Annotated in this window: 19 protein-coding genes and 1 tRNA gene; 8 read left to right on the forward strand and 12 right to left on the reverse strand. The window is 52.4% G+C overall.

From position 1 onward, the window contains the following. The first annotated feature begins 46 nt into the window (after positions 1–46). A complete protein-coding gene (gene hisS, locus ACSEMK_RS06760; RefSeq protein ID WP_113373000.1) occupies positions 47–1,315 on the forward strand; it encodes a histidine--tRNA ligase in 1,269 nt (422 codons plus the stop codon). 145 nt (positions 1,316–1,460) lie between these two features. Then, the gene (locus tag ACSEMK_RS06765; protein WP_430914680.1) at positions 1,461–3,251 is read left to right on the forward strand and encodes an ATP phosphoribosyltransferase regulatory subunit; all 1,791 of its coding nucleotides are present in this window, start codon (positions 1,461–1,463) and stop codon (positions 3,249–3,251) included. Positions 3,252–3,283: 32 nt separating this feature from the next. On the opposite strand, the gene ACSEMK_RS06770 is transcribed toward ACSEMK_RS06765, so the two are convergent. The 8 genes from ACSEMK_RS06770 to ACSEMK_RS06805 all read right to left on the reverse strand — a co-directional run bounded on the left by ACSEMK_RS06770 (position 3,284) and on the right by ACSEMK_RS06805 (position 11,661). After that, a complete protein-coding gene (locus ACSEMK_RS06770) occupies positions 3,284–4,951 on the reverse strand; it encodes a Wzy polymerase domain-containing protein (RefSeq protein WP_430914681.1) in 1,668 nt (555 codons plus the stop codon). A gap of 1 nt (position 4,952) precedes the next feature. Beyond that, complete coding sequence (locus ACSEMK_RS06775; RefSeq protein ID WP_271032146.1) at positions 4,953–5,492, reverse strand: fimbrial protein; 540 nt, start codon at positions 5,490–5,492, stop codon at positions 4,953–4,955. A 9-nt stretch (positions 5,493–5,501) separates the two neighbouring features. Further along, a complete protein-coding gene (locus ACSEMK_RS06780; RefSeq protein WP_430914682.1) occupies positions 5,502–6,566 on the reverse strand; it encodes a fimbrial protein in 1,065 nt (354 codons plus the stop codon). Further along, positions 6,563–7,168, reverse strand: a complete 606-nt coding sequence (locus ACSEMK_RS06785) for a fimbrial protein (RefSeq protein ID WP_430914683.1) — start codon at positions 7,166–7,168, stop codon at positions 6,563–6,565. Before ACSEMK_RS06785 ends, ACSEMK_RS06780 begins: the two co-directional genes overlap by 4 nt. Before the next feature lie 11 nt (positions 7,169–7,179). Continuing rightward, a complete protein-coding gene (locus tag ACSEMK_RS06790; RefSeq protein ID WP_430914684.1) occupies positions 7,180–7,956 on the reverse strand; it encodes a fimbrial biogenesis chaperone in 777 nt (258 codons plus the stop codon). A gap of 26 nt (positions 7,957–7,982) precedes the next feature. After that, positions 7,983–10,454: a fimbria/pilus outer membrane usher protein gene (locus ACSEMK_RS06795; RefSeq protein WP_430914685.1), complete on the reverse strand. Its 2,472-nt coding sequence runs from the start codon at positions 10,452–10,454 to the stop codon at positions 7,983–7,985. A gap of 40 nt (positions 10,455–10,494) precedes the next feature. After that, positions 10,495–11,043, reverse strand: a complete 549-nt coding sequence (locus tag ACSEMK_RS06800; RefSeq protein WP_113373005.1) for a fimbrial protein — start codon at positions 11,041–11,043, stop codon at positions 10,495–10,497. Between the two features lie 69 nt (positions 11,044–11,112). Beyond that, positions 11,113–11,661: a fimbrial protein gene (locus ACSEMK_RS06805; RefSeq protein WP_015369827.1), complete on the reverse strand. Its 549-nt coding sequence runs from the start codon at positions 11,659–11,661 to the stop codon at positions 11,113–11,115. Positions 11,662–12,306: 645 nt separating this feature from the next. Here ACSEMK_RS06805 and ACSEMK_RS06810 point away from each other — a divergent pair. The 3 genes from ACSEMK_RS06810 to ACSEMK_RS06820 all read left to right on the forward strand — a co-directional run bounded on the left by ACSEMK_RS06810 (position 12,307) and on the right by ACSEMK_RS06820 (position 15,076). Beyond that, positions 12,307–13,095, forward strand: coding sequence for a winged helix-turn-helix domain-containing protein (locus ACSEMK_RS06810; RefSeq protein WP_087859743.1), 789 nt, complete (start codon positions 12,307–12,309; stop codon positions 13,093–13,095). Between the two features lies 1 nt (position 13,096). After that, positions 13,097–13,615: a hypothetical protein gene (locus ACSEMK_RS06815; RefSeq protein ID WP_045391971.1), complete on the forward strand. Its 519-nt coding sequence runs from the start codon at positions 13,097–13,099 to the stop codon at positions 13,613–13,615. A 651-nt stretch (positions 13,616–14,266) separates the two neighbouring features. Then, on the forward strand, positions 14,267–15,076 hold the full coding sequence (locus ACSEMK_RS06820; RefSeq protein ID WP_316424761.1) for a DUF4225 domain-containing protein: 810 nt from the start codon (positions 14,267–14,269) through the stop codon (positions 15,074–15,076). Here the strand turns inward: ACSEMK_RS06820 and ACSEMK_RS06825 are convergent. The 4 genes from ACSEMK_RS06825 to ACSEMK_RS06840 form a co-directional block, all read right to left on the reverse strand. Then, positions 15,073–15,387 (reverse strand): hypothetical protein, encoded by a 315-nt coding sequence (locus tag ACSEMK_RS06825; RefSeq protein WP_049059946.1) that lies wholly within the window; start codon positions 15,385–15,387, stop codon positions 15,073–15,075. The two genes, ACSEMK_RS06820 and ACSEMK_RS06825, sit on opposite strands and share 4 nt — an antisense overlap. Positions 15,388–15,993: 606 nt before the next feature. Continuing rightward, positions 15,994–16,067: transfer RNA gene (locus tag ACSEMK_RS06830), tRNA-Gly, on the reverse strand. Between the two features lie 80 nt (positions 16,068–16,147). After that, on the reverse strand, positions 16,148–16,867 hold the full coding sequence (actS, locus tag ACSEMK_RS06835) for an amidase activator ActS (RefSeq protein ID WP_087859745.1): 720 nt from the start codon (positions 16,865–16,867) through the stop codon (positions 16,148–16,150). Positions 16,868–16,954: 87 nt separating this feature from the next. Further along, entirely contained in the window at positions 16,955–17,869 is a 915-nt protein-coding gene (locus ACSEMK_RS06840) for a LysR family transcriptional regulator (protein WP_101705733.1), read from the reverse strand. Between the two features lie 211 nt (positions 17,870–18,080). Here ACSEMK_RS06840 and ACSEMK_RS06845 point away from each other — a divergent pair, with 211 nt between their 5' ends. From ACSEMK_RS06845 to ACSEMK_RS06855, 3 genes are read left to right on the forward strand one after another with little or no spacing between them, the layout of a single operon-like run. Next, complete coding sequence (locus ACSEMK_RS06845) at positions 18,081–19,574, forward strand: UbiD family decarboxylase (RefSeq protein WP_015369801.1); 1,494 nt, start codon at positions 18,081–18,083, stop codon at positions 19,572–19,574. Positions 19,575–19,585: 11 nt separating this feature from the next. Next, positions 19,586–20,164, forward strand: coding sequence for a UbiX family flavin prenyltransferase (locus tag ACSEMK_RS06850; protein WP_045359429.1), 579 nt, complete (start codon positions 19,586–19,588; stop codon positions 20,162–20,164). A 12-nt stretch (positions 20,165–20,176) separates the two neighbouring features. After that, positions 20,177–20,893: a DUF554 domain-containing protein gene (locus ACSEMK_RS06855; protein ID WP_004144724.1), complete on the forward strand. Its 717-nt coding sequence runs from the start codon at positions 20,177–20,179 to the stop codon at positions 20,891–20,893. Positions 20,894–20,901 lie beyond the last annotated feature (8 nt).

The raw sequence follows: 20,901 nt of genomic DNA on the forward strand, positions 1-20,901 counted from the left end.
CAGACCTGCACAGTATATGGGAATTTCGCATCAGGAGTCATAAACGATGAGTGCAAAGTTAAAAGCCATACGTGGTATGCGCGACGTACTGCCCGCCGAAACGCCAATCTGGCAATGGCTTGAAAATAAATTCCGTCGTCTGACCTACCGTTATGGCTACCAGGAGATCCGCTTACCCCTGCTGGAACCGGTCGCCTTATTCGAACGTGCTGTTGGCGAAGCCACAGATATCGTTGCCAAAGAAATGTACAATTTTACGGATAAAAGCGGCGAACAGATTACGTTGCGTCCCGAGGGGACCAGCGGCTGCATGCGTGCGGTGCTGGAAAATAATCTGTGTTACAACAAAACCCAGCGCCTGTGGTATCAGGGCCCGATGTTTCGCTATGAACGCCCGCAGAAGGGACGACTGCGTCAGTTCACGCAGTTCGGCGCTGAAGCCTTCGGCATGGCCGGGCCAGACGTCGATGCTGAAATGATTTTTATGGTCCGGGATTTGTTCCAGGAGCTGGGCCTGACCCCGCATGTCAGGCTGGAAATTAACTCCCTGGGCACGCCGGATGAACGGCGGGCGCATAAAGCCGCCCTTGTTGACTGGTTTAATGCTCATCGTGAGCAATTGGATGAAGATAGCCTCAAACGACTGGAAACCAATCCATTACGTATTCTCGACAGCAAAAATCCGACCATGCAGCCCATGCTGGAACAGGCGCCACGATTGCTGGATTACCTGTTCGAAGACTCCCGTCGCCATTTTTCGCTACTTTGCGAACTGCTCGATAAGGCCGATATCCCCTATACCATTAATCCGCGTCTGGTGCGCGGGCTGGATTACTACACCCGCACCGTGTTTGAGTGGGTGACTGATGAACTGGGTTCGCAGGGTACCGTCTGCGGCGGTGGCCGCTACGACGGCCTGGCGGAGTTATTCAATCCGAAGGCGTTGCCAGCCTGCGGTTTTGCCATCGGTATCGAACGCCTGCTGCTACTGATTCAGACCGTCAGCCAGAAAGATAATCCGTTGTGGCATTTTCACCCAGACGTGGTCATTACCAGTGAATGTCAGGATGATGGCCTGCGGGCCCAGATGCTGGCGGAGCTTCTGCGCCAGCGTATTGAGAAGTTAAGCGTGATGGTGGATTGCAGCGGCAACAAACTTAAACGCCAGCATCAAACCGCCCTACAAAGCCAGTGTCGCGCGATAATCACGCTGAATACCGACAATGAGATACGGCTATGGGACCTCGCCAGCTCCCGTCAAATGTCGCTCGAAGAGAAAGCGCTCATTGACTGGCTGCAACAGCACTGTCAGTAAACACGTCCAGATTGGGTACCGTGCGGCAGGACGGTACTCGTCGCGGCGCTTATCCCGCCTTCAGCATTTCACCCTGACACACAGCGAGATCCTTAAGCAGAGAACCGTGGACATGCCGAGAAAAAACAGATTATTTATTCCGGGGATGCCGCATCTGGCGCAGCTTCGCGGGCATAATGGCGAGGAGTTATTCCGCCACGAGGAGGATTACTCAACCTTCGAACGGTGTATGCAAGACGCGGCGCAACGTTACGCCGTGTCTATTCACAGTTGGTCACTTGCCGTTCCACGTATCCTGCTGCTGGTCAGCGCTCCGGATAAACAGGCGCTGAGCCGTTTTATTCAGCATATCGGACGCAGCTATGTGCCTTATTATAATCGTCGTTACCAACGGCATGGCGCGTTGTGGGACAGCCGCTACCTATGCAGCCCACTGGAACCTGAAACCTATTTCCTGGCCGTAAAACGCTTTATTGAATGTGACGAAGACGGGAGCCCGGGGTGCCATAGTCACGGTAATCTGCCTTCAGGTTTGATAGTTCCTCATCCTGCCTGGCTCAAGCTCGGTGAGAATGAGCGACAGCGACAGGCCCACTTCCAGGCGTTCTGCCGGCAACCGGTAAATCGGGCGCTGGTGACCAGAATCCGCCATGCACTGGCGCAAAATTGCCTGCTCGCCTCGCAAGCGTTGAGCCAGCAACTTGAAGCCCAGATGGAAAGGCCGCTGCGGGCAAGACATTGCGGCCGCCCGCGTAAATATGAATCCTCCCCGTCAGAACAGTGGACCTGGCTGGAACTTCAGGCTGAACAGTTTCTGCGCCAGCATGGCTATCAACAAATCAGGTTACCCTTACTTGAACATACATCGCTATTCGCCCCAGGCGGCCCGGTGATGGCCGACAAGGGAAAATTACGTGGCGATGGGACAACCGGATGTCTACGCCTGATGGCCGATAACCCTCATACCGCAGTAATGAGCCGGATTTGGTATTCAGGCGCCATGTTCCGTCAACGCTCCCTGGATGGAGATATCCGGCAAAATCATCAAATTGGCGTCGAAGCATTCGGCATGCCGGGCGTTGATATCGAACTCGAGCATCTGGTTATGCAGGCGGTTTTCTTCAGGCGTATTGGCCTCGGTGAAATGGCGGAACTGCATATTAATATGCTGGGTGACGAGGCCTCGCTGGCGGCTTTCCGCCGGGCGTTACGCGATTATTATCAGCCCATCGCGCATTTGCTGAACCCGGAGCAGCAGCACTGGCTGGAGAAACATCCGGAGTGGTTGATCCATCATGAGGATATCCTTCTTCAGCGTCTTGCTCCTGCGGCGCCCTGCCTGGCGGATTTTATTACCGTTGACTCCCGTCATCGGTTCCAGCGCCTTCAGCACGCCCTGACCCAAGCCGGTATTGCCTGGCAATACGATCCTGCGCTGTTTCCCGCCAATGACTATTGTCAGTTGGTCTTTGAATGGCGCAGCATTGCCATGGAGCGCGAGTTAATTATCAGCCGTGGCGGCCGATACGACGCCTGCGCCAGCCGTATTGCTGAAAAACCGGTTTCCGCCTGCGGTTTTGCATTCATGATGGAGCCGATTGTCACTCTGCTCGGTTATCGTCCCCAACCCGCCAGAGCGCATCCGCCGACCGACATTGTGATTATTGCAGGCCAGCCTCGTGTGGCTGCTAAGGCAATGCTGCTCGGGCGTAGCCTGCGTCAGCAATTTCCCTATTTAAGCATCATCAACGACTGCTCTCCCCAACGAATCAGCACCCGCTATAAAAATTCCAGGCGCCTGGGGGCGAGATTTATTCTTGAAATCGAAGGCGACGGAGAAACGATTATCCTCTCTGATTCACGGGACCATCGTATTAAGATTTGCACGCTTGATAACATCACCGATCGGCTCGCGCAGGTCGTTCTGGCTCAGTAATGGGCGTGGGCCGATAAGAGGATTTGCTTATCTCACTCCATTATTTGATTAAAAGGACGTCGCGCATTCTGCAGCCATGGAATACGCCTATCATTCGGGTATAACAGACAAAAGCGCGTCGCCAGACGATGCGCCTCAGCCAGATCTCGCAGCTGTAAGGCCAGCAAGATCTGCGTGAAGGAGACATTCGGGTCCGGTTGAACACGCACATAGTCAGGCGCCCAGCGGCGAACGGCTGCCAGCCAACGCTCATCGCGGGTATGTTGGTATCGTTGTAGATACCCCATCTGGACATCAAACCGGTAGCGGGTGGCAAGCAGCCAGCCTCCTACAGGAAGAGATTCGGCCAGACGCCACTGTGTTGATTGTCGCTCCGCCAGCGTCAGTTGCTGCTGCGTATGCAGCGTGAGAAACAGCAATGGTGTGATGACAACAACCGCGATCAATGCCACAGCACGCAACAGCGTCGCCAGGGTGAACGGCAGCCGTGCCCCCTTTCGCCTACAGTCTGCGCAACGAAGCAACAAAATCAGCAGTAGCCAGTGTGGCGTTGACTGCCTGACGGGGTATTCCGTCAACATATGGATAACGACGGGTAGCGCCGCCACCAGACAGGCGCGATGCCAGCGATTGCCGTATAGCCAGAGCCATAAACCACTCGCCATAAAACAAAGCGCCCCCAGCAATCCAATCAGCCCTCCCTCCACCAGCCACAGCGCCAGTTCGTTATGCGGATGCGAGATGCTACTCAGCCCCAACGGACCCGCGCGTTCAAGAAACACGGCGGCGAAACTGCCCACGCCCCATCCTGCCCACGGACGTTCGGCAAATAATGCCAGCGATGCTTTCAACACCGTCCAGCGCACCTGGGAGGTCGTCAGGTGATTAACCGTCACCACCGACAAGAAATGGCGGGCAAGCGCGCCCGCAATCATGCCTATCGCCAGCGGCAGCAGAAGTAACAGCAGTGTACGGCGCTGCGCAGGAAAAACCGCCAGCAGCAAGGCCTCGCCTACCGCCACAGACAGGTAACCGGTTTGCGACTGAGACTCATGTAGTACAAATCCCATTAGCACCAGAGCAATCGCGATGATAATTCGATATCCGCCACGTAGCCGTAAAAAGAGCAATGCTGACAGCAGCACGCCACACGCCGTGAAGCTGGCCATCAGATTAACCTGCTGAAAAATACCGTAGGGGCGCGTACCGCGCCGCCAGGCAAACTCCCAGTAATTAACCCCCGGCCAATGCCAGTATTGATAGGTAAACGCCAGACATTCGAGGACACACGCGCCCCAGAGCAGAGCCAGCAGTACTGTCAGCGTGTTTGTCGTAAGCGGAATTTGCAACGTCGCCAAATAAACAAGCACGCCTCCCAGCAACGCCCCCGCGACCAGCAGCGCCTCGGACCGCCAAACCTCAGGCGTCAGTAGACAAAGCAGCGTTAGAATGAGCGCCCCCATCGTAAACCCCGCTGCGGGTATAGTTATCCGCCAGCGTTGACGAGGTACCAGCATCGATGCGCTAGCTGCCAGCACAACGGCATAAATCCAGGCCGTAATATTTAGCGGCAACGACAAACCGCTACCGCCGTTATTCGGCCAGTAGAGATGCATTGCCCCGCCCCAGAACAGCAGACTGACAACGAGCAATACTTTCTGCGCCGGCAGCGGCGCAATACGATGCAATGCGTTCATCATGCTACTGGTAGTTCAGCGTCCAGGTCCCGCTGGCGCTGAAGGGGCCGTATTCGAGAGTCTGATTTTTTATCGCCGACGGTTCCGCCGCGACCCATGCCAAAAAATTCAGCGTCATCGAGCCTTCAGTAATCTCTTTGACTGACGTGCTTTCATCAAGGCGGATTGCCGTACCATCCTCTTCGCTCATTCCAATGCCGATTCCGGAGGCGCCTTGTTCACTGCTATCCAGCGCCAGATGATCCGCCAACTCCGCATCCTCACGCCCGCTGAAAGTGACCGAGATCCCGCGAAAAACCTCCGGGTTGCAGTCGCGTAACTCAATGCTGAATTTTTTCGGCTTACTGCGCCCCGAGAGATAGAGATCCTGCGTCGCGATTTGCCCGAAATCGACCTCGATTTTGTCGCCTCCTGGCGCAAGGCTGCAGGCCAACGCTCGAATGGTGCCGTGAAAATACATATCGCCGCCGACCAGCTTAGTGTCGGCCTGCGCCAAGCCGCCAAGCAGTAGCGCGCTGGTCGCGATTAACGCCGTAAATCTCATGGCATCCCCCTACTGAAACTGCGCGACAACGGTGGCAGAAGCTTCAAACTCACCTTCTTTAACGCTTCCCACGCCCGGTTTTGCCACCGGCGCGGCGGTAAGATTCCAGTCGCCCTGATTCTGGTAAAAACCCTTCACGTTGTAGAATTGATTGGGCACGACGGTGCCGCCGCTCGCGTCTTTAATCACAATGCCAAGGTCGTCGCGTTTTTGGCCACCGCTCAGCGTGCCGAGGAGATGATCGTTAAACCCCGCCGTGCCTGACGCCGTGGTAGTTTGTACGCCAAGATTAATGTTCAACGCGCCCTGATCGAAGCTCCCCCCCTCGCAGACCACATGAATGGGGATCGACTTGCTGTAGTTGGTGCCGTTGAGCCGGGCGGCGGAGCCTGGCAGATCGCCAAATTCAATGCTGATTTTGTCTCCCCGATTAAAGATGCATTTGTCCGGTACGGTAATGAGCCCGGATTTAATGACCACACGGGAAATTGGCGTTGTCGGCGTAGGTCCCGCGTTGCCCAGACGTCCAGCAACCTCCACCAGCGACTGAGAGGTAATATTGATGCCGTTAATAATGGGTTTAGTGACAATAAACGTCACTTTCCCTTTAGAGCCACTTTCAATGTTAGTAGCTCGCTCGTAGCCTTTGCGCTTTTTGCAGTTATGGTCGTTGTAGCGATTCGAAAAGTTGGTGAACGGCGCCTGAACATAGTTGTTATACCGCCCGGCGACCCATACCTGGACTTCCACATCCAGGTACTCATTCAGACGAAAACGGTTCGCTCCCTGATTAGAAGGCGGCATGGTGGTCGTGGTAGTGTAGTAAATCGGCTGTCGCGAGATGTCGGCCTGCTCACAATGAAAATCCACGACATACCAACTGCCCAAATTCCAGGTGAACGGATCCGTTCTGCCGCCCTCGTGGTTTTTGCTGACATCCAGCGAGCTCAGTTCAATATCGTACTGATGCGGCGAACCGCCCTGTGGTTCTCCCTCTCCGAGGGTAAATGCCTGCCCGGCCAGCGGACAGCCCGCCAGGGCGAGCCACAGCAGTGCTTTGTGCAATACGCTCATAGATACTCCAGCTTAAGTCTGACCAGACCGTTAAAGTCGCCAGCGGTCACCTCCTGCCCAAAAGATTCCAGCGCGGCAAGAAAGTGAATCGCGTTATCGCCCGGTTTGAGGATCCACATGCGTTGCGGTTGATTCAGATGGATCAACTGGTTGCGTTCGGTCAGTAGCCGAATGCCCGCGCCGCGCACATCGCCGCGAATCCGCCCAAGATCGCTGTTTTCCGGCGCGCTTTCGGCCATCAGAGTCATCGAAACGCCACGCTCCACCGTACTGTGCGACAGCTCAGGGAGCTCGCTGGTCTGCCCAGGGAAGTCCTTTAACGTGTGCCCGGAGCCTTTTAAGCAGCCATTCAGGTGCAGCGTCACCAATACCGGATCGCTGCGATCGCCGCTCTGGCGAAAGCGGCTGGCGGAAATATCACCGAGATCGATGGTCTGATCGCGTGAAGCCATATCCAGCACGCACGGCGAAACGAATACCCGGCCATGAAAGCGGACGTTGCCATACTCGCCGGAAACGTTGCTCATATCATGGCGGCCGCTTGTGGCCTGAACCGAGCAGGCCATGCCTGCCATCAACAGAGCGCAAAGCATCTTTTTCATTTACGAGTCCTTTACCGGGGCTGTTGCTCCATCGGCAATGCTTTACACACATTGCCTGTGCAGCTGAATTTCAATTCAGGGTGACCGCCAAAATCGTTCACGTACATCATGCTGAACTGGCTGACGCTGGCATCCGAAACCTTGAAATCGAGGGAGGATTTCGGCGAGATCATAATCCCCGGGAAATCAGTCAGCCTGCCGCCGCCCTGGGCTTCAGGTTTGCGGCTTAAGCCGATTAAGGTGACGAAGTATGGCGTTGGGTTATCCACGGTCCAGCGCTGACCCTGTTTGTGAAAGGTCAGTTGGTTTTGCCACACGGCCCCCGGCGTTTCCGGCACGATAGCTGTCGGCCGATAGAACAATTTGATCCGCGACTGCATCGCCAGCTGCAGTACGTTCGGCTTATCCGGTTTTGGCGGAATTTCACGCACGTTCAAATAGAACAGACTCTCGCGATCCTGTGGCAACGCGTTAATTCCGCTGGTTTTCGTCACGCGGGCGATTCCCTTCTGCCCACCGTTAATCCGTTGCAGCGGCGGTAAGACCATTAATGGCGAAGTAATTTTTGTTCCGTGGGCGTCCTCTACCCACGACTGAGCCAGAAAGGGAATACTCGGGCTGGTGTTGGTTAAGTTCGCACTTACCGAGCGCGTATCACCGGTGATGATCATGCGGGTACGGTCGAGCGCAATTCCCGCCCATGAAGCATTTATCTGGGCAATAAAAAACAGGCCACAGGCCACGGGTTTAAGCCAACGGCGCGCGAAATTAAGAGATTTATTATTCATGACAAAATTCATTCAGGTTATTGATATTATTCACAAGGCAAAAGCACGTTACCTTCCGGGTTGATTTGTTGCGGCACCTGTAAGTGACACTGCGCACGACCAGCCCAAGCAACGGAAAGACGCTCGGACGGATTCACCCCCGCAATCCAGGCCATGCCGTTTTCCATCACCATGGCGACGCTGACGCCGTTGGCGTTAAACACTTCGGCGCCAAACGGCGGCACCGAGCCATCCTTCAGGCGCAGCAGCGCCATCATTTTTTGCCCCTGCGCGACGGCAAAGCGCTGGTAGCCAATAGCGCCTTCCGTCAGGGTGTTAGTCACGATCGCTTTGGTCGCGGAAATGTCCTCATCCATGGCGTCCACATCGATACGGGTATCAAAGCTGTGATAGCTGACGACGTCCGGTACAACAGCAATACCGAAACGATTTGAGTGCGCCTGTTCGCCGTTAAGCGGCACATTGGCAACGCCATCGGTATCAACCATCACTCTGGCGGTATTCATTGACGCCTGGCTGTTATGTAACGCCGCGCCGTGACGCGTCGCCGTAAAGCCGCCGCGTACCGTGCCGCCAACGGAGAAATAGCGTGATTGCTGCCAGCTGACGTTGGATTCCAGTTCCGCCATCATGCTGCGGTGCTGGTAATAGCCATCAAATGCCGTATGACCTTCCCCGGAAATCCCTGCGCGCAAGCGCCACGGATTGTTGCGATCGCGGTTATCGGAATACGAAACCATTTGGCTGGTCTGGTTACCGCTGTTCTGTAATTCATAATCCATAGAGCGGCCATCGCCCCATGGCACTGAAATTGAAAGCGAGAGACTGTCGTCCCGTTTGCCCTGATACTCAGAGCGATAAGCCGCAAGGTTGGCGCTGATCCCCTGGATACCCGCGAAGGAAAAACTGTGTCCCATCGATAACCCGTAACGATCCTGGGAACCGCGATCCCAATAGTTCTGGTGGGTATAGGTGAGGTAGAGCGTGGTCGCTAAATGCGGATCGTCAGCAAAAAAGGTTTTGTTGCCGGTAACGGTGTACATCTCTTTTTCGTTGCCGGCGCTGTTGTTACTTTCATACTGCTCGTCGAGAAACTGCGAGAAGGTGCGGAAGTTACGCTGTGAAAAGCGGTATCCGGCAAAGGTAATCGCGCTGTTGTACTCATCAAAGGTTTTGGCATAGCTGAGCTTAAAGGACATGCCTTTTTGTTCAGCCTGACGCTTCACCCGACTCACGGATTGCGTCGCATCGGCCGACAGCGCTCCCAGCCAGCTTAAATCCCGTCCAATCCCCATCGACCAGGCGTTGTAGCGCTCGCCGGTGAGCAACGCGCCCCCGTACAGTGACCATGCATTGCTCACCCCCCAGGAAAAATCGCCGCTATAAAACGCAGGGCCCTGAACGTCGTGGTTATAACGCGATGGCTTGCCGACCGCGGCGTTGTAGCGAACATAGCCCGGGCGCGTCAGGTAAGGAATATCAGCCGTATTGACCTGAAAAGTTTGTACGCTGCCATCCTGCTCTTCGACCCGCACATCCAACGTACCGCGTACCGAACCGTGCAGATCCTGAATATTAAACGGCCCCGCAGGAACGGTGGTTTGATAGATAACACGGCCCTGCTGACTGACGGTGACCTTCGCATTACTGCGGGCGATGCCGTGCACTTCAGGCGCGTAGCCCTGCAAATTTGGCGGCAGCATACGTTCGTCGCTGGCGAGGTTGACCCCGGTGAAGCGCACCGAGTCAAAAACCTGAGAATTCAGATAGATTTCACCGACCGTCAGTTTTGCAGCCTGCATTGGTAACGGGCGATAAGCATAGATCTGATCCCAGTCGATACGCCCGTGATTATCATCTGAAGCGTAATTGGCCTGATATTGGCCACGAAAACGCCATGCGCCGAGGTTAAAACCTGTCTGCCCATAGCCGGACAGAGAGCGATAATGATCGCCACCCTGTTCGTAATGCGTGGCCTGCCCTGAGATGCTGTAGTCAAAAATCAGCCCGGCGACGCCGTTATCCCAGCGCTCCGGCGGCGTCCAGTCTGGGTCGGTATATTTCATCCATGCCTGAGGCACGGTAATGTCCAGCACGCCTGCGCTATTATTCAGCGCCACACCCGGCAGGCGGGAAATGTCATAGCAGGTTGCGCTAATGGGATGAATATGGGTCAACGCCTCTTCTTTTAGCGCCAGTAACTCGAGTTGTTGCGCCGTCAGACACGCCATAGATTTATGTGAGTTGGCAGGATCGGCGATATAACGGATTGACTGTTGAGGAATCTCCTGGCTGTTTATACGAACATCCAGCAGATATTCTCCGGGAGCCACAAAGTTGCCTTCGGAAAAACGCTGTAAATCGACATTATGCCTGTCGCTGGCATCCAGTACGTCGGTATTAAATTCAATGGCCTCATCCGCTTCAGCCCATGAAGCGGCGCAGACCAGAGCAATAAATAGTGCCAGACGTTTTTTATCTGTTTTCAGCGTGATCATTTTCGTTCGCAACCTTCAGATACCCGAATTGCAGTGCAGCTCAGAGATAATTCACAACAAAATGCGTGACCGCAGTAAATTCGCCAGATGTCATTCTTCCGTCGCGGGAGATCAAATAAGCCGTAAACTTGAGCGTATTTTTTCCTGGGTTAAGTACATAGTCCGGTGATGGTTTGCCCAGATGAATTTGCTGCCCTTTGCTGTCGTATATTTCTATCGCTAAATTTTCAGTTTCCGATTGCACGCTCAGATAATCTGGATTGTCGCTATCGGGGGCGCCGGAAAAAGTAATATTGGCGCGTTGAAACAAATTACCGGGGTGTTGAGAATCCCCTAGTGAGCATCCCAGCAAATGAATGCTGAAATCATGCGCAGATACTTTTTCAGGTGTTCCGGAAATATCTCTGGCTGAGAGGTCATCAAATTCAACCAGTAGCGACCGGTCGCGCGGATCGACATAACAAGCAGCCTCAATAATATTTCCCCGCATACGCATTTTTCCGGGCGTACTGACAAGACGTTGAGTGTCAGCCGAAACCCATGCAGGCGATATGAAGATAAAAAGCAGTAAAATACGCCATCCAGGCATAACCGCATTTCCTTTCAGTTATTCGCAGGAAGGGTTAAGCAGGCGCGTTAATGCGCCCGCTGCAGATCGTTACTGATAATCGATCTGGAAATTAACGGTAGATTCAAAATCACCCGGAGTTACCGCTGCAGATGCGTTGTTTGCCTGCAGGTAAGCGACGAAATCAATGTCGGTTTCGCCATCGGTAATGTTGACCTGAGAGGCCGCTTTACCCCACTCAACATCCTGGTTGCCGCTGTCAACCATACCGATGCCTGCGCCCTTGGCGGTACCAGAGGTGAAGGCGGCTAGCGCGTTGTTGTCTGCATCAATCGTTGCCGGGGTATAAGTCACGGTAGCGGTTTTTGCGACAGTCGTATCGCAACCCTGCAGAACGATTTTGGCATGTTTAACGCCAGCCCGTTGGTTGTCTTTTAACTGAGAGGTTGGGATCTCGCCAAAATTCACCTGCACCGGGCTGGATTCTGGCGCCAGACCACATGCGGAATTAACGAGAGAACCGGTGAAGTGGATTTTACCGTTAGTCGGTTCAACATTTTTTGCAGCGAAAGCAGAAGATGCAGTAAAAGTCATTCCCGCCATCAGCGCACAGGCCACAGCCACGTTTTTCATTTTCATATTACTACTTAACCTTATATCTGTGTTTTGGTTATTTCGACGATCTATTTCCACAGACAATTCCTGTCCGGGAAAGCCCGATCTCGCGGTGGCGGCAGCGCATATCCTTGCAAACAATCCATCTCAAGCCGCACCGTATTTTGAAGTTCATTGGTATTCCATCAGAAATACCGTCCACAGTCGTTTACGCTGTTTCGGGGCTTATATTAAGTCGACGAAAAATTGACACAATGCCAAAATACGGAATCAATCAAACTCAGGAAATCGTGTTGCTCCCCCGCCTGCAGATCGATCTTTTACCTAAAAATCAGTCAAAAAACACGCAACCAACAGTGTTAATGTCTATTATTTATGGTTTTTATAGAGTTTTTAACTATCAACTATTTTTTAATTTAGAACAGATAACTGGCAGAATATATTTATAAAATATTTTTAAAAATTGAAAGGGATACCAAAAGTGAGTGCTGACAATAAGATAGTGAAAGAAAGGAAGGAGAATGAATGATGACATAAAGAATATTAAAATATTGTTATGTAAATGATAATAAAGCGATCTATGGCACAACCTCTTTTTATAAATGAATTATGTTATGCTGTTGCTTCCCCCACTCGAATGCGAGATATCCTGCTTTAAAGGAGACATCAGTGATTTCTCATATACCAATAAACAAAATTAAATCCGTAATTATTGGTGATGGTTTAGTTTTCAGACCACTTAAAAATACCCTAAAAGACGTGGCATCTGGTGAAATAGCTACATTGAATAATGTGGCCACACAATTACTGCTCTATTTGTTGCAAAATGGTAAAGAGATATCTTCGCGCGATGAAATTCTGCTGAATGTTTTTCAGCAGAATGGCGCCAGGGCGACGGATGCGAATCTTAACCAGCACATTTCATTTTTGCGTAAAGCCATTACGTCAACAGGTCATCCTGCAGAACTCATCGTTACCATTCCTCGTATTGGATTTCGGATGGGCGACGTCAATATCAATATTCAGCAAATGGAAGAAGCGCAAACGGCCGCCAGAGTTGCCTATGTTGCATCGACGCCGAGGAGAAAGAAACCAAACCGGTGGCCTGTCGCTATCACAGCGTTAATTACCAGCATCGCCGTGCTGGCGACAGCGTGGTTAACATGGATACCCAATCATATCGCCATGACAGACGCGGCTATCTTGCGCACCATCGACTACGAGCAATGCCGTGTACATATATTAGGAAATGCCCTCACAGACACGATAAGCGAAAAGAAAGCGCTGGATATTTTCAAGTCCGTGGGGATTAGCCCCAACTGCTCGCACCCTAAAGATCTGTATCTTAATACCTGGGCGAGCAACCATAACCTGGTTGATTGGTCGTTTGCCGCTGAATGCGGCCTCAACCTCGGCTATTACCATTGCATCAGCCAGTATCGCCATCATGAGGAATGATATGAAGCAGGAAAGCGATCACTCTTTTTTACTCTGGTCAGTCGTAATCGTCATTATTGGGCTGGCAGCAATCGCTTATTTGATTATCACTGGGAATGCTAAAAAACAAGAAATCAGTTTTTCCTGCTCCTCGGAATTCACGTCGATACTCGACATCCAGAATACCAAAAAGGAACTCCACGGAATCATGCTGATTACCAGCTACAACTCCGGGCACCTTTCATTATCAGTGCAAGGAAAGCTCAAAAGCGATGACGGCGAGTTTGCTGTAAACCGAAAATTGTTCTTTCGGTATGCTCGTCCGCTTGGACATACTGCCGGCGTTTTCATGCTCACTCCCGAGGGACGCGAAAAATCCCCCGATGATGAAGCAACGGACGCTGTCGATTATCTTTTCTTCGACGCTTACGAACGTGCCGACAAGCTGTATATGTTAAAGCGGCTGAATGAGGAAACGGTTCTTATTGGCGATAACTTTTCACCCCGCTTTGCCTGCGTAATGAATCACTTCGCAGATTAATCACCTTCTGGATATGCGTCGGGTTAAGGATGACCTGATGTATCTCTCTGAATCGCCACGGATGATCGGTCATAGAGTCAGCGCCCAGCTTTAGCAGATTCTTTTCAGGATGGAATCATCGCAAATCAGGAACTCGCGGCAGGCTTTGAGAAAAGCATTCTGTCCGGTTGTCGATTCGGGGACGGCGTGCTCGTGCGGTTTCAATGTGGCATCGTCCAGGCGAACGCCGGGGAAGTCTGGCGGCAGTGGCTCAATATAACGAGCAGGCTCTTTATTTAGTCATTGCTCAGTCTCAGCGCGGCAGGTGTGGGTCTTACGGCCAATTCCGTTCGCCTCTTTCCATTCACGGAACGACATAACAGAATCGTCAGCGTTAAAGTAAAACTCTTCGGTCTGCGTATTAAACGCAGCCTGTACTAGCTTCCGCTTGATGGGGCATTGCTTATTACGCTAGTGACGCGCTCGCAGTCCTGCCCGTACTCCAGGACGTTTGAAACGTCGGACGATGAAAAATAGAGAATTACCATGTGGAGTCTCAGAGTTTGATTATGTGTTCGTTCCGCTAAAATCAGACGTTGGGAAAGCATTTCCTGTTGTCTTCGACCTTACTGCACGTAAAATGACCAGACACATTTTGGGAAGGAGTCTTTAATGGATATTGCGCTGCTCAACAGGGGCTGGAACAGAACATGGTCAGATACCATGGTGAATCTTGAAGCCCGGAAACTCGTCGAAACAGCAAACCGGCTGTCAGCATTCTATTTGCAAGATGGTATTACACGAATCAAGTTTGTCGAAGAGATAAAACAGGTTGTATATAAAGAATTTGAAACAGCACGACGAGCTAAAACCGATGAAGAATGCATTGCATGCATCAAGAATCTGCGTGCCGAAACAGATAATTTGCAAGAACAAGAACGCCTGTTAAGAACCAGAGCCGCCCAACTTTATGCAAAGGTCGAGTTTGTCAGGGAAAACAATAAAACCGTCGGTTATGTTATATCCGCTGTAAATGTGGTGCTATCAGGCGTGGTTCTCTTTGGTGGCTTTATGATGTTATCCACTATGGGGCCGATTGGTATGCTGGCTGGGGCAGTCCTGATTGCCGATGGAATGAACGGATTAACGAAAGAAGTGCTCAACTTTGATCAGCCAGCAGGACATAAACCCTCGCAAGGCATCATTGCTGACTCCGCGATGCATACGGCCCAGTTCATGGGATTTAATCCTAACACGGGCCTGGCTCTCTATAATGGTGTTACTCTTGGTGCCAGTGTGTACAGCATTGTAGGACTCGCTCGAAAAACTGGAGCCTGGAGATTATTCCGTTGGCTTCCACACGATTACTATCGCAAAGTCAGCACAATGAACACTCCTAAGCTAACAATGAAGATTGTCGGTTATGGTGTTAAAGCAAAAGTGATTTTCGATCTATTAACAACAGAAAATGGAACCAGTTAATCCTTGATAGTTTTTCGGTAACGCCAGGATTTATAGGAAATTACCGGCGGCTGTGCAAAGAACATAATGGCAACCCCAAAGATCATCGCCAGCCCCCATGCAAATGCTCTATCAGGTGAGCTGAAGACGATAAGTAGCAGTAGGATTAAGGCACACACAGCCACCACTCCCGCCAAGGTAACAAATCGCCTGGCGAGGTCATTTATGGCCTCTCCAAGCGTTCCTCCATATTTTTCAATATTGCTTTTTATCTTCTGCAATTCAGGCTGCGTAAACCCTGAACGTAACAAAGCCTCATCAGTCACTTTCATATCGTCTCGTCCCTTATCTTCCAGAAGTGCTTTCCCAATCGCTGATTGTGCAAGCAATCATACTGATGAATTTTACAGCAATCCACATGATGTTTATGCAATGTATCAGATTTCAGACAATAGAAGCCATAAAGCCCCGTTAGTGGTACAAGCAACAAGCGTAGCGACTTCATCAGGCCAACCTGGTTGGTTTAGCTTTGCGAAAGTCATCAGTGATCAAATCAGATTGTCAGAAGGATCACACCTTATCAGGGTGCTCGTGTATCTTTCGGAGCGTGAGCGAAGCGCTGGCAGAACCTGCATATCGTGTGCAGGTACGTTTACCACTATTCACCTGTTTACGCAGCCACAAGGCCACACATCGGGCTTAAATGCGTGTGATCAATCTGTTCGGGAGTTATGCCAGGTATGCGGCTTTTTGTTCGTTGTTGTACTGTCGCAGTATGAACGATGGAACGACTGCCAGTGTGAAGATATGCTCCCCTGTACCACAGACCAATCACGCGACAGGTGCGGGCGTAGTACAATGGGTAGTTTAAGTTGTACCTGTAAAGCAGAGCAACGTAACTGACTGAATAATCTAACTTATTGATTATTAATAAGATTTGGAGCGGGCGAAGGGAATCGAACCCTCGTATAGAGCTTGGGAAGCTCTCGTTCTACCATTGAACTACGCCCGCGAAGAGGTGCGAAAAGCATTATAGACCTTACGCACCCTGTGGCAAGCCCGGATTGGGCTAACTGCTGATAAAATAACCTTTTAGCACTTAGGCTTACTGCCTTGCGGCGGCAGATAACGCAGCGGGTCGATGGCCGTGGCACGATAGCGAATCTGGAAATGCAGCCGTACGGAATCGGCGTCCGTACTGCCCATGGTCGCAATCTGCTGGCCAATCTTCACGCTCTGGCCGTTATTAACCATCATCTTATCGTTATGCGCATACGCGGTGATGTAATCCTCGTTATGCTTAATCATGATCAGGTTGCCGTAGCCGCGCAGCTGATTGCCGACGTAGACAACCTTACCGGAGCCGGCGGCGTAAACCGGCTGGCCGCGGGTACCGGCGATATCAATACCTTTATTGCCGCCATCGCGGGTGGAGTACGGCATCACCACCTTACCGCTGGTCGGCCAGCGCCAGCAGCGCTGCCCCACCGGCGGCCATGAGGACTGCGGCACCGCCGATGATGGCGTTACGGAGGCTGTGCGGGTGCTGGAGGATTTTTTCCCGGCGGTACTGCTTTTTGCTTTCGAACCGCCGTTAAGTTTCAGCTTCTGTCCGACTTCAATAGTGTATGGCGGAGAGATGTTATTCAAGCGCGCCAGATCGCGTACGCTGGTGCCAGTGCTACGGGAGATCGCATACAGCGTATCGCCGCGCTTCACGGTATAGGTGGAACCAGAATCGGATGTACTGGAACAGCCGGCTAATACCAGGCTACCAAGCAGCATCATCGCGATATAAAAGCGTGTTTTCATCAGGCGTCCTGCACTCAACGGTTTCTCATCTCGGCGTCATGGGCGAATATCATACCAGCCCGATGGACGATCCCCAATGTTCTACGCTTATTCTACGACCTCTACTCCCTTCGGCGCGTTAAATGGATAACCTCCGGCGATAATATCCATCAACGCCGGGAGATACGACATTGACGGTAATTTCACCAGCGCCGGATAAAATATCTGCGGCGAGGGGAAGACATCAACCACATAGCAATGAGGCAGTTTTTCAGCATTCACTTCCGAGGATGGCAACAACGTCGCCGCTTCCAGTCCGCCCTCCAGCCAGTCGAGGATCACCCCTGGTTGGGTAATATGCATAATCACCTTCGCACTGACGCCGGATTTACGAAACAGATCCATCAGCATCTCATAGGTGCCGGAATCTTTCGCCCGGTGAAGCAGCACCAACGGCATCTTCGCCAGCGCGTTATAATCGAAGGGATTAGACGGCGGCTGCGGCAGACATTTTTTATTAATGACGGCTACCAATTTTATCGGGTCAAAGGAGACATAATCGAAACCCTCACTACGGTAGGGCCGCTGTATTAAGGCCAGGTCGATAGCGCCTTCATTTAATAACGTTTCCAGATGACTTGAATCGGTCACCGAGATATTTATTGCCGTTTCTGGATTTCGCCGATAGAGCTCCATTAATAAAGGCTGAAAATAGTTTTGATAAAGATGAGTTAAGCCAACGCGCACTTCCGCACGGGTCTTTTGCGCAATATCGGCCGTTTCCCTGGCGGTATCTTCCACCTGGCGTAATATTTCACAACCCTTACGATAAAGAAAATAGCCTGCTTCCGTTGGTTCAATACGGTTGCCGCGGCGTTCAAAAAGCGACACCTGCAGCTCTTCTTCCAGCTCCTGTATCCGCTTACTGAGCGGCGGCTGCGCCATGTTGAGCGATTTCGCCGCCTGGCTAACCGAGCCATGTTCGACCACCCGGCAAAAATAGCGTAAGCGTTTCAGATCCATTATCTAACCCCTCTTTATCTGCAGGTCAGTATTGCACTAATGGAATCAAATAAAAAGCCGCGGCAATCCCTCCATTTTAATTAATCATTTCTTAACAGCTTTTTAAATTAAACCTTTTTGATCTACTGACCATCCGGTAAACGGTATTTGTTTAATTAATCGAACAAAAATATTGTGCGGTTAGCAAAATTGCTTTCCCAAAGGAACACTCATGGCACACTCAGATAAAAAAGCGCCGTCGTCGGTGCATGATTTACGCTCTGCCCTGGCGCTATTAAAAACGCTACCTGGCGAATATGTTGAAACCGATACCGAAGTCGATCCCCACGCCGAGCTCTCCGGCGTTTATCGCTACGTGGGCGCCGGCGGTACCTGCCAGCGTCCGACGCGTAAGAACGGCCCGGTGATGGTATTTAACAACATTAAGGGCTTCAACGACATCAGCGTAGCCATCGGGCTGAACGGTTCACGCCAGCGCGTCAGCCAGTTCCTGCAGTGTGAACCGGCGAAACTGGGCCACCTATTGAAAGACTCCGTTGAAAATGCCATTGCCCCGACCATGGTGCAGGGCGCGGCAGTATGCCAGGAAGTGGTGCACCTCGCCAGCGATGATGATTTCGATCTACGCAAGCTGCTGCCTGCGCCAACCAACACCGAAGAAGACGCTGGCCCGTATATCACCATGGGCCTGTGCTATGCCTCCGACCCGCAAACCGGTGAATCCGATATCACCATTCATCGTCTGTGCGTACAGAGCCGCGATGAACTCTCAATGTGGCTGACGCCGGGCCGCCATATCGATGCCTTCCGCATGAAGGCGGAAGCGGCGGGACAGCCGCTGCCGATCTCGATTAGTATCGGCGTGGACCCGGCTATCGAAATCGCCGCCTGCTTTGAACCGCCGACCACCCCGCTGGGCTTTGATGAGCTAAGTATCGCCGGCGCGCTGCGCGGCCATCCGGTGGAGATGGTGCAGTGTAAAACCATTAATGAAAAAGCCATCGCCCACGCTGAAATCGTTATCGAAGGCGAACTGCTGCCGAACGTACGCGTGCGTGAAGATCAAAACACCAATACCGGCCGCGCCATGCCGGAGTTCCCTGGCTATACCGGCGAAGCCAAAGAGGCGATTCCGGTCATTAAAGTTAAAGCGGTTACCCATCGTATCAACCCCATCTGGCGCACCACCGTCGGGCCAGGCGAAGAACATGTCAACATGGCCGGGATCCCGACCGAAGCCAGTATTCTCGATATGGTAGAACGCGCCATGCCGGGCAAATTGCTCAACGTCTTCGCCCACTCGGCAGGCGGCGGCAAGCTGCTCGCGGTGCTGCAATTCAAAAAGTCGTCTCCAGCCGATGAAGGCCGCCAGCGCCAGGCTGCGCTACTGGCGTTCTCCGCCTTCCCGGAACTCAAACACGTTATTCTGGTAGATGAAGATGTTGATATTTTCGATAGCGACGACGTGCTATGGGCGATGCAAACCCGTTACCAGGGCGATGTCGATACCGTGGTGATCCCTGGCGTACGCTGCCATCCGCTCGACCCGTCGCAGGTGCCGGAATACAGCCCCAGCATTCTGCAGCAGGGAATGTCGTGTAAAACCATTTTCGACTGCACCGTACCGTTCCATCTGAAGCACAACTTTGAGCGCTCTAAGTTCAAAGCGGTTGATGTAAAACGTTTCCTGCCGGATTTCGAATAAGGGCAAATACCATGACACCACGCATCATCATTGGCATTAGCGGCGCTTCCGGATTCCAGTACGGCGTCAAAGCGCTGGAGCTTCTGCGGCCGCAGGCGGTAGAAGTGCACCTTGTGGTCTCCAAAGGCGCGGAAAAGACCTGCGAGCTGGAAACGGACTACCGCTTAGACGAAGTGATGGCGCTGGCTGACGTGGTACACCCTATCAACCATCTGGGCGCATCTATCTCCAGCGGATCGTTTAAAACGCTGGGGATGTTAGTCGCCCCCTGCTCAATGCGGTCATTGGGCGCTATCGCCCACTGTCTCACCGATAATCTGCTCACCCGCGCGGCGGACGTGGTGCTGAAGGAACGCCGTCGGCTGGTGTTGTTAGCGCGCGAGACCCCGCTCAACCTCGGCCATATACGCAATATGGCGGCGGTTACCGAGATGGGCGGCATCATCTTTCCACCGGTTCCGGCGCTCTATCAACGCCCGCAAAGCGCAGATGACATTATTACCCATAGCGTGAACCGCGCGCTCGACCTCTTTGACCTTGAGGTCAATAACATCCCGCGCTGGGGTGAAGGCGCGCTGCATTACGCGTAACAGGAACTCGCAATGTTAATTGGTCCATATGTAAATGGTTCCGCCGTGATTATCGGCGGATTGATCGGCGCAATGGCCGGAGGCAAACTTCCGGAACGCGTCAAAACCGCGCTACCGATGACCTTTGGTCTCTGTTCGGTTGGCCTGGGCATCACCCTGGTGCTGAAGGTGAAATATATGCCGGCGGTAGTGCTGGCAATGGTACTCGGCGCTTTCCTCGGCGAACTGCTGCATCTGGAAAAACGCATCGGCAGCGCGGCGGGTTCAACACGTGGCTTGATTAATAAAGTTTTGCCGCCCGTTCAGGGGTTAGGTCATGAAGAATTCACCGAAAAATTCGTCGCTATCCTGGTGCTGTTTTGCGCCAGCGGTACCGGTATTTTCGGCGCCATGACCGAAGGTATGAGCGGCGATCCGTCGATCCTGTACATTAAAACGATCCTCGATCTGTTCACCGCCGGGATATTCGCAACCCTGCTGGGCTACGCGGTGATGACCATCGCTATCCCGCAGATCGTTATTCAGGTGGCGCTGGCGATGCTGGCGGTGTTTATTCTGCCGATGATCACCCCGTCAATGATGGCGGATTTCTCCTGCGCCGGTGGATTGCTGATGGTAGCGACCGGGTTGCGCATCTGTAACATCAAGCTTTTCCCTGTCGCCAACATGCTACCAGGGCTTGTTTTGGTAATGCCTTTCTCCCATTTATGGGCTACCCTAGTGGCCTGAGTACATGA

It is taken from the genome of Klebsiella sp. K-3, assembly GCF_051207495.1.
Lineage (GTDB): Bacteria > Pseudomonadota > Gammaproteobacteria > Enterobacterales > Enterobacteriaceae > Klebsiella > Klebsiella aerogenes.